General features: G+C 66.9%; 20 protein-coding genes. 12 read left to right on the plus strand and 8 right to left on the minus strand.

All coding sequences use genetic code 11. The annotated features are described in order from the left end of the window. The first annotated feature begins 46 nt into the window (after positions 1–46). Positions 47–907, plus strand: a complete 861-nt coding sequence (locus Q9R39_RS18775) for an LLM class F420-dependent oxidoreductase (protein WP_058250520.1) — start codon at positions 47–49, stop codon at positions 905–907. 230 nt (positions 908–1,137) lie between these two features. Here the strand turns inward: Q9R39_RS18775 and Q9R39_RS18780 are convergent, their stop codons facing one another. Together Q9R39_RS18780 and Q9R39_RS18785 are read right to left on the minus strand one after the other, a co-directional pair. Continuing rightward, entirely contained in the window at positions 1,138–2,727 is a 1,590-nt protein-coding gene (locus Q9R39_RS18780; RefSeq protein ID WP_058250519.1) for an ABC transporter permease, read from the minus strand. A 4-nt stretch (positions 2,728–2,731) separates the two neighbouring features. Continuing rightward, positions 2,732–3,697, minus strand: a complete 966-nt coding sequence (locus Q9R39_RS18785) for an ABC transporter ATP-binding protein (protein ID WP_058250599.1) — start codon at positions 3,695–3,697, stop codon at positions 2,732–2,734. 97 nt (positions 3,698–3,794) lie between these two features. Here Q9R39_RS18785 and Q9R39_RS18790 point away from each other — a divergent pair, with 97 nt between their 5' ends. From Q9R39_RS18790 to Q9R39_RS18835, 10 genes are all read left to right on the plus strand, one after another. Then, entirely contained in the window at positions 3,795–3,998 is a 204-nt protein-coding gene (locus Q9R39_RS18790) for a DUF2945 domain-containing protein (RefSeq protein WP_058250518.1), read from the plus strand. 74 nt (positions 3,999–4,072) lie between these two features. Continuing rightward, on the plus strand, positions 4,073–4,432 hold the full coding sequence (locus Q9R39_RS18795) for a PadR family transcriptional regulator (RefSeq protein WP_058250517.1): 360 nt from the start codon (positions 4,073–4,075) through the stop codon (positions 4,430–4,432). Continuing rightward, a complete protein-coding gene (locus tag Q9R39_RS18800) occupies positions 4,429–5,772 on the plus strand; it encodes a permease prefix domain 1-containing protein (RefSeq protein ID WP_058250516.1) in 1,344 nt (447 codons plus the stop codon). The genes Q9R39_RS18795 and Q9R39_RS18800 overlap by 4 nt, the downstream gene beginning before the upstream one ends. A gap of 124 nt (positions 5,773–5,896) precedes the next feature. Beyond that, positions 5,897–6,493 carry a sulfite oxidase-like oxidoreductase gene (locus Q9R39_RS18805; RefSeq protein ID WP_058250515.1) on the plus strand — a complete coding sequence of 199 codons (597 nt, stop codon included), beginning with the start codon at positions 5,897–5,899 and terminating at the stop codon, positions 6,491–6,493. Then, positions 6,490–7,206 carry a ferredoxin reductase gene (locus Q9R39_RS18810; RefSeq protein ID WP_211540239.1) on the plus strand — a complete coding sequence of 239 codons (717 nt, stop codon included), beginning with the start codon at positions 6,490–6,492 and terminating at the stop codon, positions 7,204–7,206. Before Q9R39_RS18805 ends, Q9R39_RS18810 begins: the two co-directional genes overlap by 4 nt. 60 nt (positions 7,207–7,266) lie before the next feature. Continuing rightward, positions 7,267–7,743, plus strand: a complete 477-nt coding sequence (locus Q9R39_RS18815) for a glutathione peroxidase (protein ID WP_058250513.1) — start codon at positions 7,267–7,269, stop codon at positions 7,741–7,743. Beyond that, positions 7,743–8,675: a DUF1295 domain-containing protein gene (locus tag Q9R39_RS18820; RefSeq protein ID WP_311277958.1), complete on the plus strand. Its 933-nt coding sequence runs from the start codon at positions 7,743–7,745 to the stop codon at positions 8,673–8,675. The genes Q9R39_RS18815 and Q9R39_RS18820 overlap by 1 nt, the downstream gene beginning before the upstream one ends. Continuing rightward, positions 8,672–9,790 carry an FAD-dependent oxidoreductase gene (locus Q9R39_RS18825; protein WP_311277959.1) on the plus strand — a complete coding sequence of 373 codons (1,119 nt, stop codon included), beginning with the start codon at positions 8,672–8,674 and terminating at the stop codon, positions 9,788–9,790. The genes Q9R39_RS18820 and Q9R39_RS18825 overlap by 4 nt, the downstream gene beginning before the upstream one ends. A gap of 55 nt (positions 9,791–9,845) precedes the next feature. Then, positions 9,846–10,571: a hypothetical protein gene (locus tag Q9R39_RS18830; protein ID WP_205334375.1), complete on the plus strand. Its 726-nt coding sequence runs from the start codon at positions 9,846–9,848 to the stop codon at positions 10,569–10,571. A gap of 4 nt (positions 10,572–10,575) precedes the next feature. Continuing rightward, positions 10,576–11,376 (plus strand): crotonase/enoyl-CoA hydratase family protein, encoded by an 801-nt coding sequence (locus Q9R39_RS18835; protein WP_311277960.1) that lies wholly within the window; start codon positions 10,576–10,578, stop codon positions 11,374–11,376. An 18-nt stretch (positions 11,377–11,394) separates the two neighbouring features. On the opposite strand, the gene fadD5 is transcribed toward Q9R39_RS18835, so the two are convergent. The 4 genes from fadD5 to Q9R39_RS18855 form a co-directional block, all read right to left on the minus strand. Continuing rightward, positions 11,395–13,005: a fatty-acid--CoA ligase FadD5 gene (gene fadD5 / locus Q9R39_RS18840; protein WP_311277961.1), complete on the minus strand. Its 1,611-nt coding sequence runs from the start codon at positions 13,003–13,005 to the stop codon at positions 11,395–11,397. A 107-nt stretch (positions 13,006–13,112) separates the two neighbouring features. Beyond that, positions 13,113–14,429: a DUF6596 domain-containing protein gene (locus Q9R39_RS18845; protein WP_311277962.1), complete on the minus strand. Its 1,317-nt coding sequence runs from the start codon at positions 14,427–14,429 to the stop codon at positions 13,113–13,115. Further along, entirely contained in the window at positions 14,426–14,803 is a 378-nt protein-coding gene (locus Q9R39_RS18850) for a YciI family protein (protein WP_065630007.1), read from the minus strand. The genes Q9R39_RS18845 and Q9R39_RS18850 overlap by 4 nt, the downstream gene beginning before the upstream one ends. A gap of 200 nt (positions 14,804–15,003) precedes the next feature. Continuing rightward, positions 15,004–15,504 carry a M15 family metallopeptidase gene (locus Q9R39_RS18855; protein WP_311277963.1) on the minus strand — a complete coding sequence of 167 codons (501 nt, stop codon included), beginning with the start codon at positions 15,502–15,504 and terminating at the stop codon, positions 15,004–15,006. Between the two features lie 103 nt (positions 15,505–15,607). Between Q9R39_RS18855 and Q9R39_RS18860 the strand changes: the two genes are divergently transcribed. Further along, positions 15,608–16,789 (plus strand): DUF2235 domain-containing protein, encoded by a 1,182-nt coding sequence (locus Q9R39_RS18860; RefSeq protein WP_311277964.1) that lies wholly within the window; start codon positions 15,608–15,610, stop codon positions 16,787–16,789. On the opposite strand, the gene Q9R39_RS18865 is transcribed toward Q9R39_RS18860, so the two are convergent. Together Q9R39_RS18865 and Q9R39_RS18870 are read right to left on the minus strand one after the other, a co-directional pair. Next, a complete protein-coding gene (locus tag Q9R39_RS18865; RefSeq protein WP_265968978.1) occupies positions 16,790–17,194 on the minus strand; it encodes a VOC family protein in 405 nt (134 codons plus the stop codon). It lies immediately after the preceding gene. Next, entirely contained in the window at positions 17,191–17,505 is a 315-nt protein-coding gene (locus tag Q9R39_RS18870; RefSeq protein ID WP_311277965.1) for a helix-turn-helix domain-containing protein, read from the minus strand. Before Q9R39_RS18870 ends, Q9R39_RS18865 begins: the two co-directional genes overlap by 4 nt. Positions 17,506–17,625 lie beyond the last annotated feature (120 nt).

Raw genomic sequence — 17,625 nt, forward strand, 5'->3', positions numbered from 1 at the left:
GGACGCTTCGGCGCGGCCCGATCGCTCGATCGGTAGTGTCGACGGCATGAAACTCGACGGCGTAGGAATCTGGAGTTCACCGCTACGGTACGGAGACACCGGGGAGGCCGCCGAAGCGGCTGCCGAGCTCGACGACCTGGGATTCACGGCCCTCTGGATCCCCGATGTGGGGGGTCCGGTGCTCGACTCGGTCGAGAACCTGCTCGGCGCGACGCGGAAGGCCGTCGTCGCCACCGGCATCCTCAACATGTGGATGCACGAGCCGCACGATGTCGCGGCCGCGCATGTGCGCCTCACCGAGCAGTTCGGTCCTCGCTTCCTCCTGGGCCTCGGGATCAGCCACGCGCCGTTGATCGACGCCCAGGAAGCCGGTCGCTACCAGAAGCCGCTCGCGACCACCAAGGCGTTCCTCGACGGTCTGGACGACGCACCGCAGCCGGTGCCGGCCGATGCACGAGTACTGGCCGCCCTCGGGCCGAAGATGTTGCAACTCTCGGCCGACCGGACCGCCGGTGCCCACCCCTACCTGGTGACCCCGGACCACACCAAAGTCGCCCGGGAGACCCTCGGCGACGGTCCGCTGCTCGCACCGGAACAGACGGCGATCTTCGCCACCGACCGCGACGAGGCGCGCGCCGTCGGCACCAAGTGGCTGAAGGGCTACCTCGCGATGCCTAACTACGCGAACAACCTTCGACGCCTCGGGTTCTCCGAGGACGACCTGAGCTCGGTGAGCGACCGCCTGTTCGACGCTCTGATCGTCTGGGGCGACGACGCGGCGATCCTCAAGCGGATCGACGAGCATCGGTCCGCCGGCGCCGACCACGTGTGCGTCCAGGTGCTCCAAGCCGACCACCGGGGCTTCCCGCGCGAGCAGTGGCGTCGCCTCGCGGCGGCGCTGGGCTGATGCGTACGGTCCTTGCGGTGCGAGCCACCCTCTGCTCCCTCATCCGAAGGAACGACATGACCATTGCTCCCTGAGGTGCGAGGAGCGCCAGCGACGAGCCACGAAGGGCCTGGTGAGACAGGTTGCGGAGCCCTTCGTGGCTCGCTTCGCTCGCACCTCAGGGACCAGTTATTGGGCTCGCACTTCAGGGAGCAGCTGTCGGGCTCGCACATGAGTAAGGTGCGGCGTCTTCACGGGATGTCCCGCCGGCGGAAGCCGGCGAACCCCAGCGCGACGAGCAGCACCACGACGACCCCCACCCAGACCAGTCCCCACCAATCCGGCTGGGCAGCAGACACATCCGGTACGTGATGAAACGGGCTGAAGCCCAGCGCCCAGTCCGGGAGTTTAAAGCTCGGGCCCAGGATCGTGAGCACGAAAGACGCCAGGACGCCCAGCCAGATCGCGGGCCGCACGCGGGGTCGGGCGCCGATGACGGCGACGGCGATGCCGACGACCGCCCACACGGCGGGGATCGTGGCGATGGACTGGAGGAACACGTCGCCGAAGCCGAGGCCGAGATCGGCCGTGGCGGCGAAGACGCCGACGACCAGCCCGGCAATGGTCACGAGCGCGGCGGGGACAACGAGGGCGACACCGGTGACGGCGCCGAAGTACCTCGGACGGCTGACGCCGGTCGCGAGCACCGCTTCCGCGCGGTCGTCGAGCTCCTCGGTCCGGATGCGATTGACGATCTGGACCCCGGCCACGGATGCGATGATCCCGACCAGGCCGAGAATCGTTGTGACGAAGGCCGATACCAGGTCCGCGGGCGACGCCGCGCCGGAGGCGAAGATCTGGGCCATGGCGGGATTCGCGGTCAGCAGGCCGCGGACCGACCGGGTGAAGTAGCCGAAGATGACGCCGAGTCCGACGAACGCGACCGTCCACGCGACGATCGGCGCCCGGTTGAGGCGGATCGCCAGCGCCAGTGGCGAGCCGATGCGGCCCCGTGCCGGGCCCGGCCGGGCCGGTATGAGTCCCTGACCGAAATCCCGTGCACGCTGCAATGCGAAAGCCGCTGCGCCGACGACGACCGCGAACGCGACGCCGATCAGCAACGGCCACCAGTGATCGCCGGTCGCGGGTCTGGTCTCCTGAATCCATCCCAGCGGATTGACCCATGTGGTCCACGTCGGTGCGTCCACCGAGAACAGAAACCCGCGCAGCACGAACAGGACGCCGAGCAGCGACACGGCGATCGTGGTGGCGGCCCTGGCGTCGGAACCCACCTGGGCGCTGACCGCCGCGATCGCGCCGAACATCCAACCGGTGACCGTGAATCCGGCGCCGAGCAGGAACGACGACCCCCACGCCCCACCGCACAGCGACGTCGCGAGACCCGCCAGGATGCCGATGGCGATCGAGCACACGCCGGCCATGATCAACGCGGTCGACAGTCGGGCGGCACGTCCGAGCACCCCCGCGGCGAGAAGTTCGGCCTGGCCGGAGTCCTCCTGTCCCCGTGCGGCTTTCACCACGATCAAGATCGCGCCGAGCGCGGCGATGAACCCGCCGAGTGCGAGGCTGCGCCACGCGACGAATCCGTCGACCGTGGCCAGGTCGTAAGCGGGTCCGAAGATCAGCCCGAGTGCGGGATTCGAGCCGATCGTCGTGGCGAATGCGGCGCGTTCTGCGGCGTCGGGAAACAGTAACGGGTAGGCGATGACCGACGACACGGCCAGTGCGGTGGGCAAGACGATCCACGGCGCGAAGCTGCGACCTTCATGGTGCAGGGAGGCCCGTAACAGCGGCGGCGTACCGATCGTCGATGCAGTCATCGCCTCACCGTTCTCCGGCGGACACGTCGTTCTTCTCATACAGCGACAGGAACAGGCTTTCCAGTGAAGGCGGTTCGACCGTCAGCGATCGCAGGCCGCAGGCGGTCAGCGCTGACATCACCGGACCGATCTGATCCGAGTCCACGGTCGCACTCAGTCGGAGCCCGCCGGAGTCGTGGTCGTGCGAATCGATATCGTGCACCTCGGCGTTGTGCAGTTGCGCCACGAGGTCCGGGCTCGGCGCCGAATCCAGCTCGGCACGAACGGAAGTGCGGGTGTGACCCCGCAGCTCTGCCAAGGAGCCGGTCGCCACGACGGCCCCGTCGCGGATGATGCTGAGCCGGTCCGCCAGGGTCTCCGCCTCGGCGAGGATGTGACTCGACAGCAGCACGGTGGTACCGCGGGCGGTGGCCTCCCCCACGACCTCCTGGAAGACGTTCTCCATCAACGGGTCCAGGCCCGACGTCGGCTCGTCGAGGATGAGCAGCTCGACATCGGATGCCAGCGCCGCCACGATCGCGACCTTCTGCCGGTTTCCCTTGGAGTACTGCCGTCCACGTTTGGAGGTGTCGAGCTCGAACCTGGAAACCAGGTCGGCCCGGCGCCCCTCGTCGAGTCCGCCGCGCATCGAGCCGAGCAGATCGATCATCTCCCCGCCGGTCATCGTCGGCCACAACGCGACGTCGCCGGGTACGTACGCCAGCCGGCGGTGCAGCTCGACGACGTCACGCCAGGGGTCGCCGCCGAGGAGTCGGACCTCTCCCCCGTCCGCGCGCAACAGACCCAGCAGGACCCGGATCGTCGTCGACTTGCCCGCGCCATTGGGCCCGAGGAAGCCGTGGACCTCCCCTCGCGCGACCTCGAGGTCGAGTCCGCGAAGCGCCTCGAACCTACCGAACGACTTACGCAGACCCCGGACGTCGATGGCGGGCTCGGTTCTCTGCGGGTTCTCGGAACGTTCGACGCTCATGCGTACCTCCGGCTCGACACGACGTGATGATCGTTCCACAGCGACTGTTGCAGCGGAGAAGGTTTGACCGTCGATGTCGGCGGGGCACACTGCCGCCATGGCGATCAAGAAGAACGACACCGTCCGCTGGAACACCTCTCAGGGCGAGACCGAGGGCACTGCGGAAGAGAAGCACACCAAGGAATTCACCTTCGAGGGGCAGAAGTTCAAGGCCAGCGAGGACGAGCCGTACTGGATCGTCAAGTCGTCGAAGACGGGCTCGAAGGCAGCCCACAAGGAGTCGTCTCTGTCGAAGAAGTAGTCGGCCCACGTCGGTCCGAGGACTCCTATACCTAGAACTGCTATGCTCATAGCAGTTCTAGGTATAGGAGTGCTATGTATATCGAGAAGGACCTGGTGGCCGCGTCCGCGACCCCGCTGGTGCTGGGAATTCTCGCCGAGGGCGAGTCCTACGGGTACGCCATCCTCAAGCGGGTCAGAGTGATGTCCGGTGGTCGGATGGAGTGGACCGACGGCATGCTCTATCCCCTCCTGCACCGTTTGGAGCGCGCCGGCCACGTCGAGGCGAGCTGGGGCAAGGCCGAGACCGGGCGGCGTCGCAAGCACTACTCGATCACGGCATCGGGGTTGGCCGCGCTCGCCGAGCGGAGGTCGCAGTGGGAGGTCGTGGCCGACGCGCTCGACCAGGTGTGGCGGACGGTCGCCCTGCCGCCGACCGCGGAGGGCCTGGCATGACCGCGGAGACCGAGCTCGAGAGCCAGATCGACCGATGGCGCGGATACGTTCTCCGACACCAAGCCATCGCCACCACCGACGCCGACGAGATGGAAGACCACCTCCGCGGGCAGATCGCCGACCTCGCCGCCGGTGGCCTCGACGACGACGAAGCGTTCCTGGTCGCCGTCAAGCGCATGGGCCGCGTCGATGCGCTGTCGCGTGAGTTCGCCCGCGAGCACTCCGACCGGTTGTGGAAGCAGCTGGTGCTGACCGCGGAACCATCCGGCGATCTGGGCCGACGACGTCATGAACTCGGAGTCGTGATCGGCCTCGTCGTCGCGGCCGCCACGACCGTCCGCGTCGCCGTCGAGGTCATGCCGGAATGGGTACTCGTCCGCAATGCCGCGTTGCTCGTACTTCCTTTCATGGCACTGTATTTCGGTTGGAAGCGCCGCGTCTCGACGCGAACCGCGCTCACGGTGATCGGTGCATTCGTCGTGACCGGAATCGTCGTCAACGTCTACCCGTTCGTCGACGACGGCACCACCCAGGCCATCGTCGCGATCCACGCGCCGATCGTCCTGTGGTTCCTCATGGGGGTGACCTACGTCGGCGGCCGCTGGACGTCCGGACCGCGTCGGATGGACTTCATCCGGTTCACCGGCGAATGGGTCGTGTATGCAACGCTTCTCGGCCTCGGTGCGGGAGTCCTCACCGGCCTGACCGCGGGGGCATTCGGTGCGCTCGACATCGACGTCGACACCGTGATCTCCCAGTGGCTGGCGCCCATCGCCGCGCCCGGCATCGTGCTGCTGGCGGCATGGCTGGTGGAGGCGAAGCAGAGCGTGGTCGAGAACATCGCACCGGTGTTGACGAAGGTCTTCACGCCCGTCACCGCGGTGATGCTCGTCGTGCTGCTGATCGCGATGGTGACCAGTGGCGACGTCGTGGACGTCGACCGTGAACTGTTGATCCTCGTGGACCTGATCCTCGTCGTCGTGCTCGGCTTGCTGCTGTACGCGATCTCGGCGCGCGATCCGCATCTGCGCCCGGAACTCTTCGACCGCTTGCAGCTGATTCTGGTCGTGACCGCACTCGCGGTCGACGCGGTGATGCTGACGATCATGGCGTCGCGGATCGCGGAGTTCGGGTTCACGGCCAACAAGACGGTGGCGCTCGGTCTCAATCTCGTCCTGCTGGTGAACTTGTCGTGGGCGGCGTACCTGCTCTTCGGTTTCGTCCGCCGCCGCCGCGGGTTCGATGCGACAGAGCGGTGGCAGACCGACTACCTGCCGGTGTTCGCACTCTGGGCGGCCGCGGTCGTCGTCGTGGTACCGATGCTGTTCGATTTCGCCTGACCGCACCAAAATGCCGCGCCGACTAGGCGGCGCCGGGAGCGAAGCGGGCGGGCCGAACAAACCGCCGGCGCCGGGAGCGAAGCGAGCGGGCCGAATACATAGGAGCCGCGTAGACTCCGCGACCATGGCGATCGTCAACCGAGGGTTCGTGGGGCGCCGCGACCGCGACGCGCGGCGTCTCCCTCCCGGCCAGTACACGACACTCGATTTCCCGGTCCTGTCCGCGGAGCCGACACCCGCGATCGTTCCGAATGACTGGATGCTGGCCGTGCAATCCGCGGACCACCGGGCCGCCACGTTCACATGGGACCAGTTCCAGGAACTGCCGCACGACGACATCACCACCGACATCCACTGCGTCACACGGTGGTCGAAATTCGACACCCGGTGGCGCGGGGTCTCGTTCGACACCTTGCTGCAGGCGCTGCCGTGGGAACCGGCCCCGTTCGTGATGGCGCACTGCCACGGCGGATACACCACCAACGTGCCGCTCGCCGATCTCGTCGACGGCCGCGGCTGGATCGCCGACACCTACGACGGCGAACCCCTGTCCGCCGAGCACGGCGGCCCGGCTCGCCTCCTCGTGCCACACCTGTACTTCTGGAAGAGCGCCAAATGGGTTCGGCGACTTCGTTTCATGGCCGAAGACGCGCCTGGATTCTGGGAGGAACGCGGGTACCACATGTACGGCGACCCCTGGCGCGAACAGCGCTACTCGTGACGACCTGGCATCTCACGACGGTCACCGCGGTCGTCGACCTCACCCCCACCGCGCGAGCGCTGCGCCTCGCTCTCCCCGAGGCCGTCCACGCATTGCCCGGCCAGCACGTCGACATCCGGTTGACCGCCGAGGACGGCTACTCCACCGCACGCGCCTACTCGTTGTCCGACGTCCGCGAGACCCGGTCGATCGAGGTGACCGTCGAACGACTCGAAGACGGTGAGGTGTCGCCCTACCTCGTCGACATGGTGGAGGTCGGCGACCCGTTGGAGATCAGCGATCCGCACGGATACTGGTTCACCTGGCCGTCCGGCGACGACCGTCCCGTCCAATTGATCGGCGGTGGCTCCGGGATCGCGCCACTCATGTCGATGATCCGCAGCCGCGAGGTCGAGGCGCCGCAGACCCCCTTCTCCCTCGTGTACTCGGTCCGCAGTCCCGAACGCGTCTACTACCGCGATGAGATCCGGCAGTTGATCGCGCACCGCCGCATGGATGTTCACCTGATCCACACCCGGGTGGCACCCGACGACGCGACGCGGCCCGCGGGACGTGTCACCGCCGACGAACTCGCCGCGCTGACCATGGATCCGGCCACTTCGCCGACCGTGTTCATCTGCGGTCCGAACCGGTTCGTCGAGAACTGCGCACAGTGGATGGTCGAGGCCGGACACGACCGCACCCGCATCCGGACCGAGCGATTCGGTGAGTGACCCCGCGACGCTTCGACGATTTTCCCAAGCAAGTGCTTGATCGGCACGTAGCGTAGCGGCATGACCTCTGTGTACGACTTCACCGCCACCGGCATCGACGGCGATCCCGTTGAACTCTCGCAGTTCCAGGGCTCTCCCCTGCTCATCGTGAACACCGCCTCGCAGTGCGGGTTCACCCCGCAGTACCGCGGTCTGGAGGCACTGCACCGGGATTACGCCGATAAGGGTCTGCGAGTGCTCGGCTTCCCGTGCGATCAGTTCGGGCACCAGGAGCCGGGCGATGAGGAGGAGATCAAGAACTTCTGCTCGCTGACCTACGACGTGACCTTCCCGATGTTCGCGAAGGTCGATGTGAACGGACCCGACGCCCACCCGCTGTTCGCGTGGTTGCGGGACCAGAAATCCGGCGTGCTCGGCGGCCGGATCAAATGGAACTTCACCAAGTTCCTCATCGGACGAGACGGGTCCGTCGTCGCGCGATACTCGCCGACGACCAAGCCGGAGAAACTCGCCGGATCCATCGAAGAACAGCTGTGATGGAGACGCCCGTGAGCACCGACAGCACCATCAGCCGAAGCGGTTCGTTCGTCCGCGTGACGATCGCCTACGTGCTGGCCTTCGCGGTCGCCGCCGCCTGGCTAGTCTGGGGTCCGGCCACCGCCTACCTCTGGCTCGACACCTTGATCGCCGATCTGCTCGCCACCCTCGTGATCTTCGCGTTCAGCCGGTTCTACGGGAATTCGAGCTTCTACGACGCCTATTGGAGCGTCGTGCCGCCCGCGCTGTTCATCTACTGGTGGGCCGCCGGTGACGTCGGGATCGACGCGGTGCACTGCTGGGTCATCGCGATCGTCATCGGCGCCTGGGCGATCCGTCTGACCGCGAACTGGGCGATCGGCTGGCCGGGTCTCCACCACGAGGACTGGCGCTACCCGATGCTGAAGGCCGGTGCCGGCCGGGCGGAACTGCCCGTGGACCTGATGGCGATCCACGTCTTCCCCACGATCCAGGTGTTCCTCGGAATGATCCCGATCTACGTCGCGGTCACCCACAGCGGCGGCGTGCTGGCCTGGCTGACCGCGGTTGCGGCCGTCGTCGGACTCGCCGCGACGGCGCTCGAGTACGTCGCCGACGGGCAGCTGCGACGGTTCGCCGCTCACCGAACACCGGGCGCCGTCCTCGACACCGGAGTGTGGGCCTGGTCGAGACACCCGAACTACTTCGGCGAGGTCCTGTTCTGGGTGTCGATGGCACTGTTCGGGCTCGCCGCCTCGCCCGGCGACTGGTGGTGGCTGTTCGTGGGCGCGGTCCTGATGCTGGCGATGTTCCTCGGCGCCAGCATCCCCATGATGGAAAAGCGCAGTCTGGAGCGACGTCCCGGATACCAGGACGTCATCGACCGGGTGCCGCGCTTCGTCCCCCGACCCCCGCGCTCGGCCGCACATCCGCCGGATCAGGTCACTGCGTGAGCCGACCACGCGTCGTCGTCGCCGGTCTCGGTGATTCCGGCCTACTGACCGCGATCCATCTCGCCCCGCATGCCGACGTCGTGGGCATCTCGTCGAAGCCGGGCCTGGTCAGCGGCCAGGAACTCGGGCTGCGGATCAGCCGACCCGATGCGTGGGCGCGCGATTACCGGATTCCGTTCGGGCGCTTTCGGAAACTCGACGGCATCCAGACCGTCCACGGCACACTGACGGGTGCCGACCTCGGTGACCGCACCGTCACCGTCGTCGACGCCAACGGCTCCGAGAGGGTCGAGCGTTTCGACGCGCTGGTCATCTCCACCGGCGTGCGGAATGGGTTCTGGAGACATCCGGAACTGCAGTCGGAAGCCGACGTCGACGCCGAGTTGCGCTCGGCTCATGCGCGGTTCGCTGATGCCGAGACCATCGCGGTGATCGGTGGCGGTGCGGCGGCGGTGAGTGCCGCCGCCAACCTGGCGCAGACCTGGCCGGGCAAGCGAATCGACCTGTATCACCCGGGCGAACGTGCTCTGCCGCAGCATCATCCGCGGACATGGGCCATCGTCCTTGCGCGGTTGCGCCGGCTCGGCGTCGGCGTGCACGGCGGCCATCGTGCGGTCGTGCCCGACGGATTCGCCTGCGACGAGATCACTCCGGGGCCGGTGAGGTTCTCGACGGGGCAGCCGCCGGTGGAGGCCGATGCAGTGCTCTGGGCCATCGGCCGGGTGAGACCGAACACGGAGTGGCTTCCGCGAGAGGTGCTCGATCCGTCGGGCTTCGTGCGCGTGACGGCCGAACTGCGCGTGCCCGGTGCGGATCTCGTCTACGCGATCGGCGACGTCGCGGCGACCGACGACCTCCGCAGTTCCGCTCGGAATCGTGCCGATCGTCTGCTCGCACACAACATCCGGTCCGACCTCACCGGGCGGCCGGGCCGTGCGCGGCGCTACGCTCCCCCACGGCGGCGCTGGGGTTCGGTGCTCGGTGTCCAGGCCGACGGTCTCCAGGTGTTCGCGCCCAACGGGCGCCCGTTCCGATTCCCGGCGTGGTCGGTCGACACGATCCTGCAACCGTGGATCGTCCGTCGCGGAATCTACGGCGGCATCCGGAAGCCGTGAGTGCACGGGGTGTTTTCCGGGCGGACGGGCAGCGGTCCGCGCATACACTCGGCCCATGAGCAACGAACCGTTCTCTGCCAATCCATCCGGACAGCCGCCGACCCCGGGCGGGCCCGGACAGACGCCCTCCGGCGCGTACCCGTCGGGCGCGGTGCCGCCCGCCGCGCCGCCACCGGAAGCCTCCCAGTATTCCGCCGGAACCACGCCCGGCGTCGCGCCGATCGACTCGACGGCCGATGGGACGACCCCGGTCAAACCGACCGCCGCCGAACGCGCGAACTCCGTGGTGAAGAAGGTGGTGATCGGGCTCGTCATCGCCGCGCTGCTCGTCGTCACCTACTTCATCCTCGAGGCGTTCCTGCCGCGCTGGTGGGCCGGTCAGATCGGGCAGCGCGTCGAAGGGTCGTTCAGCCGCGGCATTGGCACCGGCCTGGTTCTCGGCATCGTGTGCACCTTTTTGCCCGTGCTGTTCTTCACGTTGGCGTTCGTCAACCGCAGCCGCATGAAGAACGTCCCGACGATCATGTTCGCCGTTCTCGGCGTGCTCGTCGCGATCCCCAACCTGCTGACCCTCACGGTGGTCGCCGGCGGTGGGAACGGCGCACATGCCGGCGAGCGCATCTTCGACGTCGAAGCGCCCGGCTTCCGCGCCGCCACCGCCTGGGGCGTGATCATCGGTGTCGTTCTGGCGATCGGCGTCGGCTACTTCATCTGGCGCTACCAACGCCGCGGACGTCAGCTCCGCGAGATCAAACACACGCCCACAACAGATCGGAAGTAGATACATGGCCGAGCAGCGGATCGTCGTGGACATCGACGACGCCGGTGTCGCCACAGCGACGCTCAACCGAGCCGACAAACACAACGCGCTCGATCCGGCGATGTTCGAGGCCCTCATCGATGTGACGGGCACCCTCGCCGAGGACAACCGCGTCCGGGCTGTGGTGGTACACGGTGCGGGCAAGAGTTTCTGTTCCGGCCTGGACGTGTCGAGCCTGGGTCAGGGTGGCGGAGTGAACTCGCTGCTGGAACGGGAGCCTGGCGTGCTCGGCAACCACGCGCAGCGGGTGTCACTGGACTGGGGCCGCATCCCGGCACCGGTGATCGCGGCCATCACCGGCAACTGTTTCGGCGGTGGCCTGCAGATCGCGCTGGGTGCCGACATCCGCTATTCGACCCCCGACGCGCGCCTGTCCATCATGGAGGTCAAGTGGGGTCTGGTGCCCGATATGGGCATCACCCAGACCCTCCCGCGACTCGTGTCCGCCGATGTGGCAAAGGAACTCACGTTCACCGGACGCATCGTCGACGGCGCCGAGGCCCAACGACTCGGTCTGGTCACCCGCGTCGTCGACGATCCGCTCACCGCCGCACTGGATCTCGCGCACGAGATCGCGTCGAAGTCGCCGCACGCGGTTCGTGCCGCCAAGCGTCTCTACGACGAATCGTGGGCGGGCACCGATCCGGCCGCGGCGCTGATGCTGGAGAGCGAACTCCAGGTCGGACTGATGGGATCCCCCAATCAGATGGAGGCGGTACACGCCGGGATGGCGCGACGCGAAGCGAGCTTCGCCGACCCGGAGTGACCTCCCCCAGGACGCCGGTCAGTTCGACAGGCCGGCGTCCTTGCTGCCGTAAGCATCTCGGAGCCGTGGCTTGACGACCTTCCCCCCGGCGTTGCGTGGGAGTTCGTCGATGATCACCAGGTCCTTGGGGTGCTTGAACCGCGCGAGGTTCTCGTTGAGGTGCGGCTCGAGATCGGCGAGGGTGAGGTCCTCGACGCCTTCGGCGAGCACGACCACGGCGACCGGCACCTCGCCCCACTTCTCGTCCGCGCGACCGATGATCGCGGCCTCGGTGATGCTCGGATGGCCGAACAGGACGTTCTCGACCTCGGCGCAGTAGATGTTCTCGCCGCCCGAGATGATCATGTCCTTGGCGCGGTCGACGACGTAGAGGAAACCCTCCTCGTCCTGACGCACCAGGTCGCCCGAGTGAAACCAGCCGCCGCGGAAGGCTTCCGCGGTCGCCTCGGGCTTGTTCCAGTAGCCGATCATCATGTTGGGCCCGCGATACACGATCTCGCCGACCTCACCGGGCTTCACGTCGTTCATGAGCGGATCGACGATGCGCGCGGTGACCGCCGGGACGACCTTGCCGATGGAGCCGAGCTTGCGCAGTGCATCCTTGCCCTCGAGGATCGTCGTCACCGGTGACATCTCGGTCTGACCGAACGCGGTCATGTTGGCGGCCTCCGGGAACGATTCGTTCATCGCGTTCAGCACGGTGTCCGACGCCGGGGCCGCGCCCCAACTCATCGTGCGCAGCTTGAGCTTCCGGGGACGCGCCTTCTGCGCGGCACACACGGCCTGCCACTGAGCCGGGACCATGAAGACCGACGTGACGCCTTCGCGCTCCAGCGTGTCGAGCATGGTGTCGGGATCGAACGCGCCGAGCGGGTGGAGCACCGCGCGGACCCCGCGGTAGAAGATCGGTGCGAAGCCGCCGATCCCCGCGATGTGGAACAGCGGCGGCACGATCGAGGCGACGTCATCGGAACCGGACTGTGCCCCGGCCGTGGCGATCGTCGTCACCGCCTGCGCCTGGATGTTCTGATGGGTGAGCATGGCGCCCTTGGGTTTTCCGGTGGTGCCCGAGGTGTACATGATGGCGGCGACGGTGTCCTCGGGCACGTCGACCTCCGGCAGGTCCGACGCTCCCTCGGCCAGCAGGGTCTCGAAGTCGAGATGGTCGGCGTTGTCGCTGCCGTCGACGACGATGATGGTCTCGATCTGACCGGTCGATCCGGCGACCGCGTCCGCGATCGGCGCGAGGAGGGTCTCGGTGACGACGACCTTCGCACCGCTGTCGGTGACGAGGTAGGCAACCTCGGCGGGGCTCATGCGGATGTTGACCGGTACCGGGATGGCGCCGATGAGAGTGGCCCCGAGAATCGCCTCGATGTACTCGGTGCGGTTGAGCAGGGCCATCAGGACCCGGTCACCGAACTGGACCCCCCGGCGGTGAAGCGCGGCTCCGAAGGCGCGCGACCGGTCGTCGAGTTCCTTCCAGGTCGTGTTCTTGTCGAGGTAGGTGATCGCCGTGTTGTCCGGGGTCATCATGGCGTGCCGGCGGACCTGGTTGTTCCAGTGATTGCGGCGCGAGCGGTACGGCTCGGTGGTCAGATCGTTCGTGACCTCGGCACTTGCAGTCATGACTGCCTCCATTCGTCGAGCGAGGCTCGACCCGTTGTGAAGCCCTCGGTGAGGGTCCGGCACTGTTGTGTCCCGAGTCACACATTAGGTCGTCGGTGTTGCCAGAATCAGGCATTCCCGCCGTTTGGTGTCACCCGGCCGGCGCCACCCTCGACCGTGCGTCGCTTTCCGTCGGGCACGCGACGATCTCTACACAATCTCGCCGCACGTCGTCGCAGATACTCCCGCGCTCGCTCGTCGCCGGTGAGCTCGGCGGCCCGCTCGAAGTGCTCACGCGCCGCGTCGGAGTGCCCGGCCCGAACCAGCAGATCTGCCTTCGCCGCGTGGAACGGGCCGAAACCTGTGGCGTCACCGACAAACTCGTCAAGCAGGGAGAGTCCATCTGCGGGAGAACTCGCCCGTCCGACGATCGCAGCGTGGGCGATTCGCGCACCAAGCGTCGGCGCCACGGCCACGAGCGCGGACGACAGCGTCTGTAATGCGGCCCAGTCGACGACACCGGTGCGTGCGCGGTCGGCATGGACGGACTGCATGGCCGCTTCGAGCTGGAACCGACCGTGCGGCCGGCCGAACGCCGATGCGCGTCGGAGCATCGCTTCCCCGTCCCGGATGAGCGCGGCATCCCAACCGGCCGGATCCTGCTCGTCGAGCGGGATGAACGGGCCGGTCCGTGCCGGAGCCCGCGACAACGACAACGCGATCAGCGCGGCGAGACCCCACGCCTCGGGATCCTCGAGCAGTGCGGCGAGCGTGACGGCCAGGTGCAGCGACTCCCCCGCCATTGATTCGACGGTGTCGGGATCGGTCCCGTCGGCGTCGTTCCACGCGATCGCGAAACAGCCATAGACCGCTTCCAGCACAACGGGGAGTCGCTCCGGCATCGCCGTGCGATCGGGAACGACGAACGGTATCCGTGCATCGCGGATCCGGCGCTTGGCTCGCACGAGGCGCTGCGACATCGTTGCCGGCGCGACCGCGAAGGCGGTGGCGACGTCGGCGGCCTCGAAGCCGAGCACCGACTGCATCATCAGTGGCGTGCGGACGGCTGCGTCGATGGCCGGATGCGCACAGGTGAACAACAATTCGAGGCGCTTGTCGGGAATGGCGTCGGGGTCCACATCGTCGAAGGGGGTCACGGTGGTTGCTCCGGGAGAGATGGTGTCGTCGAGGATCTTCGACGTACGGTGCGCCGCCGACTTCCAGACGTCGCGCTGCTGGTTGCGTGCGACCGTGAGCAGCCAGCCTTCCGGGTTTGCGGGTACCCCATCTGACGGCCACGAGGTGAGTGCGCGTTCGAAGGCGGTCGCCAGTGCATCCTCCGCGAGAGCGAGATCCCCCGAGGCGGCGGCGAGAAGCGCCATCAGCCGCGAATACGACTCGCGGGCAGCATGTTCGGCGGCAGTGTGCGCTTCTCGTCGGGTCATGCGTTGGGTGTCCACGCACCATCGACGGTGTAGGTCGCGCCGGGCCTGATCTCCACGACACCCCACTCGATCGGCGGTGCCTGACGCGCCCACTCGATGGCGGCGTCCAGATCGTCGACATCGATGACGACGGTTCCGCCGAGCTGTTCCTTGGTGTCGGCGAAGGGGCCGTCCTGAACGACGAGCCGGCCGTCGACTTTGCGCAGCGTCGTCGTGACGTCCGAGTGCTGTAGGACTTCGGCACTCACGAGCACGCCGGCGTCCTGGAGCGCCGTCGTGTAGGCGGCGAAGGCGGCCTGGCCCTGGGCGATGGCTTCCTCACCGAGGGTCGATGCGTCCATTTCCGGGTAGTGCAGCAGCAGCGAGTAATGCATGATCTGGCCTCTCGTTCAGCGGGCCGCTCGTCGGTCCGTGTGCAGTGATGACGAGCGTGCCGGACGCCGTTCGACACCTTTCGCAGACTATTTCTCAATCATCCTGTCCGCCCTCCGTGCGGAGGCGGTCGACCCCGTTCCCTGAGGCGGCCCGGAGCTTGCGGAGGGTCGTCACGAAGGGTCATCAGAAAGGGCCACCACTAACGAAGCCGGTCAGCGCGGGACGCGGCATCGGGCCACATCGGAGGGCATGGGAGACCGGGTACCGTCGCGAGCTCGAAGTGCCACCACTCGTTGGCGAAGGTTCGGCACAGACCCCAGCGGTAACCGGTTCGTTCGAGCCAAGCGGCGCCTTCGCGAGGGCCGACGTCGACGGCGTGGCCGCTCACATGTGGCGATTGTTCCGCCGGCAGGACCCACCGTCGAGCAGCTTCCGGGCTGCCATAGGTCGCGATCGCATCGCGCCACATCTGACGCTGCTCCGCGTCTGTTCGCTTACCGGACGTGATCCACAACGAGACCCCCTGTGCGCCTGCGCTGTTCGACGCCTGCTGGTAGGCCGTCGCCAGCGCTGGATCGAGGCCGGCGGTGGGCGGCGCGGCATTCGCCGGTACGCCGCCGAGTCCGGATAGCAGCAGGGCCCCGAGTACGGCGGTACAGATGACCGTGATTCGCCGGGCCGCGATGTCGATGAACCTCATGACCGCAGTAAACCGTACGACCGACGCCTATCGCATCGAACCGTCGGAGCTACTACCGTTTACTGCGGGTGGGCCGCGTGCGAGCCTGTGGAGGGTCGGAGAAATGAAGAAGCGTCTGGTGGTGTGCTGCGACGGCACGTGGAAGTCGTCGAAAGACCCACGAATTTCGAATGTCGAGAAGATCGCCCGAGCCGTCACCACCGATGCCGACGACGGCGCTGTGCAGCTGGTCCATTACGTCAACGGCGTGGGAACCGGCTCGGGATGGTCCGACCGCGTCATCGGCGGGGCGTTCGGTCGCGGCCTCGATGCCAACCTGATCGATGCCTACCGGTTCCTCGCTCTGAACTATGAGCTCGGCGATGAGATCTTCGTCTTCGGGTTCAGCCGCGGCGCGTACACCGCGCGGAGTCTTGGGGGCATGATCTGGCAGGTCGGCCTGGTGTCACCGCTCGAACTCGCGGAGCATCCGACCGAGAACCTCTTCGAAACGGTCCTGCGGTACTACCGGATGAAGCGGGAGGATCGTCCGGCGAAGACCCCAGGCGCCCCGGTGCCGGTCAAGTTCATCGGGGTCTTCGACACCGTCGGTGCCCTCGGCGTTCCCGGCATCACCCGCGTCAAGCACAAGTTCCACGACGTGAAGCTCGGCAAGAACGTCGCCGTGGGCAGACAGGCGCTCGCCATCGACGAACGTCGGCTGACATTCGATCCCTGCGTCTGGGAAGTCGACAAGGCGGATGAGGGCGAGATCGACGTCAAACAGGTGTGGTTCGAGGGGGTCCACTCCGACATCGGCGGTGGTCTGGCGGTCGCTGAACCTTCGGAACTGAGTCTGTCCTGGATGGTGCGCGAGGCGGAACTTGCCGGCCTGCAGTTCTGCTACGAGCGATTCACGCCCATCAGTTTCCCCATCGACCCGTCGAACGAGAGGTACACGACCAACAAGTCGATGAACGCCGCCTACCGCATCGTCAACATCGTCAAGCTCGCGTTCGGCCCGCTGCGGATGCGCGGAGAAACCGTGCGTCACAAGGGTCAGTCGCGATTGCTCGAGGCGAACAAGAATGATCCAGCAAGGCCGCTGTACATAGCCGCGCCTGCGCTCACTCGGTGGACTGACAACGTCGGGTCACGCAAGAAGAGGGCGACGAACATCGGCGAGTGGGAGAAGCTGATCGAGGACTTGTCGGTCCGCGCGATCGAGATTCCTCCGCTCGAGGCGCCGGTGACTACCCGACAACCGGCATTCCCCGCGTCTGAGTCGCTGCTTCCACAGCAATAGTCACTGCGGGGCAACGTCTTTCGTTGCAGCGATCTGGATCAGGTTGCCGCACGTGTCGTCGAAGACCGCGACGACCGCAGGTCCGATATCGGTCGGTTCCTGGGTGAACTCGACGCCGAGGCCGCGTAGCCGCTCGTACTCGGCCTGAACATCGTCGACGGCGAACTGCGCCAACGGGATTCCGTCTTCGTTGAGCGCGTCCCGGTAGGGCTTGACTGCGGGGTGGCCAGACGGTTCGAGAAGGAGTTCCATCCCCTCGGGATCGTGAGGGGAAACGACCGTAAGCCACCACGTGTTCTCGCCCATCGGAATGTCATGGCGAGTCGTGAATCCGAGTATCTCAGTGTAGAACTCGTGCGCCTTACGCTGGTCGTCGACGAAGACGGACATCAGTGTCATTCTCATGGCAGGTCCTTTCGATGGGCGGGCCACCGCTCGGCGATCTCGCCGAGCGGTGTGGGGTCGAAGTAGTGGAATTTGGAGCGTCCGCGTTTCTCGGTGTGGATTAGCCCGGCCGTCTCCAGCACACCCAGATGCTGCGAAATCGCTTGTCGGCTCAGGTTGAGCCCACGCCGAGACGTGAGACGACCGCAGATCTCGAACAGCGTCTGGCCGTCCCGTTCGACCAACTCGTCGAGGATTGCTCGCCTCGTCGAGTCATCGAGTGCATGGAACACGTCGGCCACACCTGACAATAGGCAAGTCGCTACTTGCATGTCAATGGTGGACGCATCACTCCCGCCTTTGCTCCCTGCACCGATAGGACCGACCCCCCCATGCTCCCTGAGGAGACTTCCATATGCTCCCTGAGGTGCGAGGAGCGCAGCGACGAGCCT

This window comes from Gordonia sp. AC31 (assembly GCF_031844505.1).
GTDB lineage: Bacteria > Actinomycetota > Actinomycetes > Mycobacteriales > Mycobacteriaceae > Gordonia > Gordonia hongkongensis.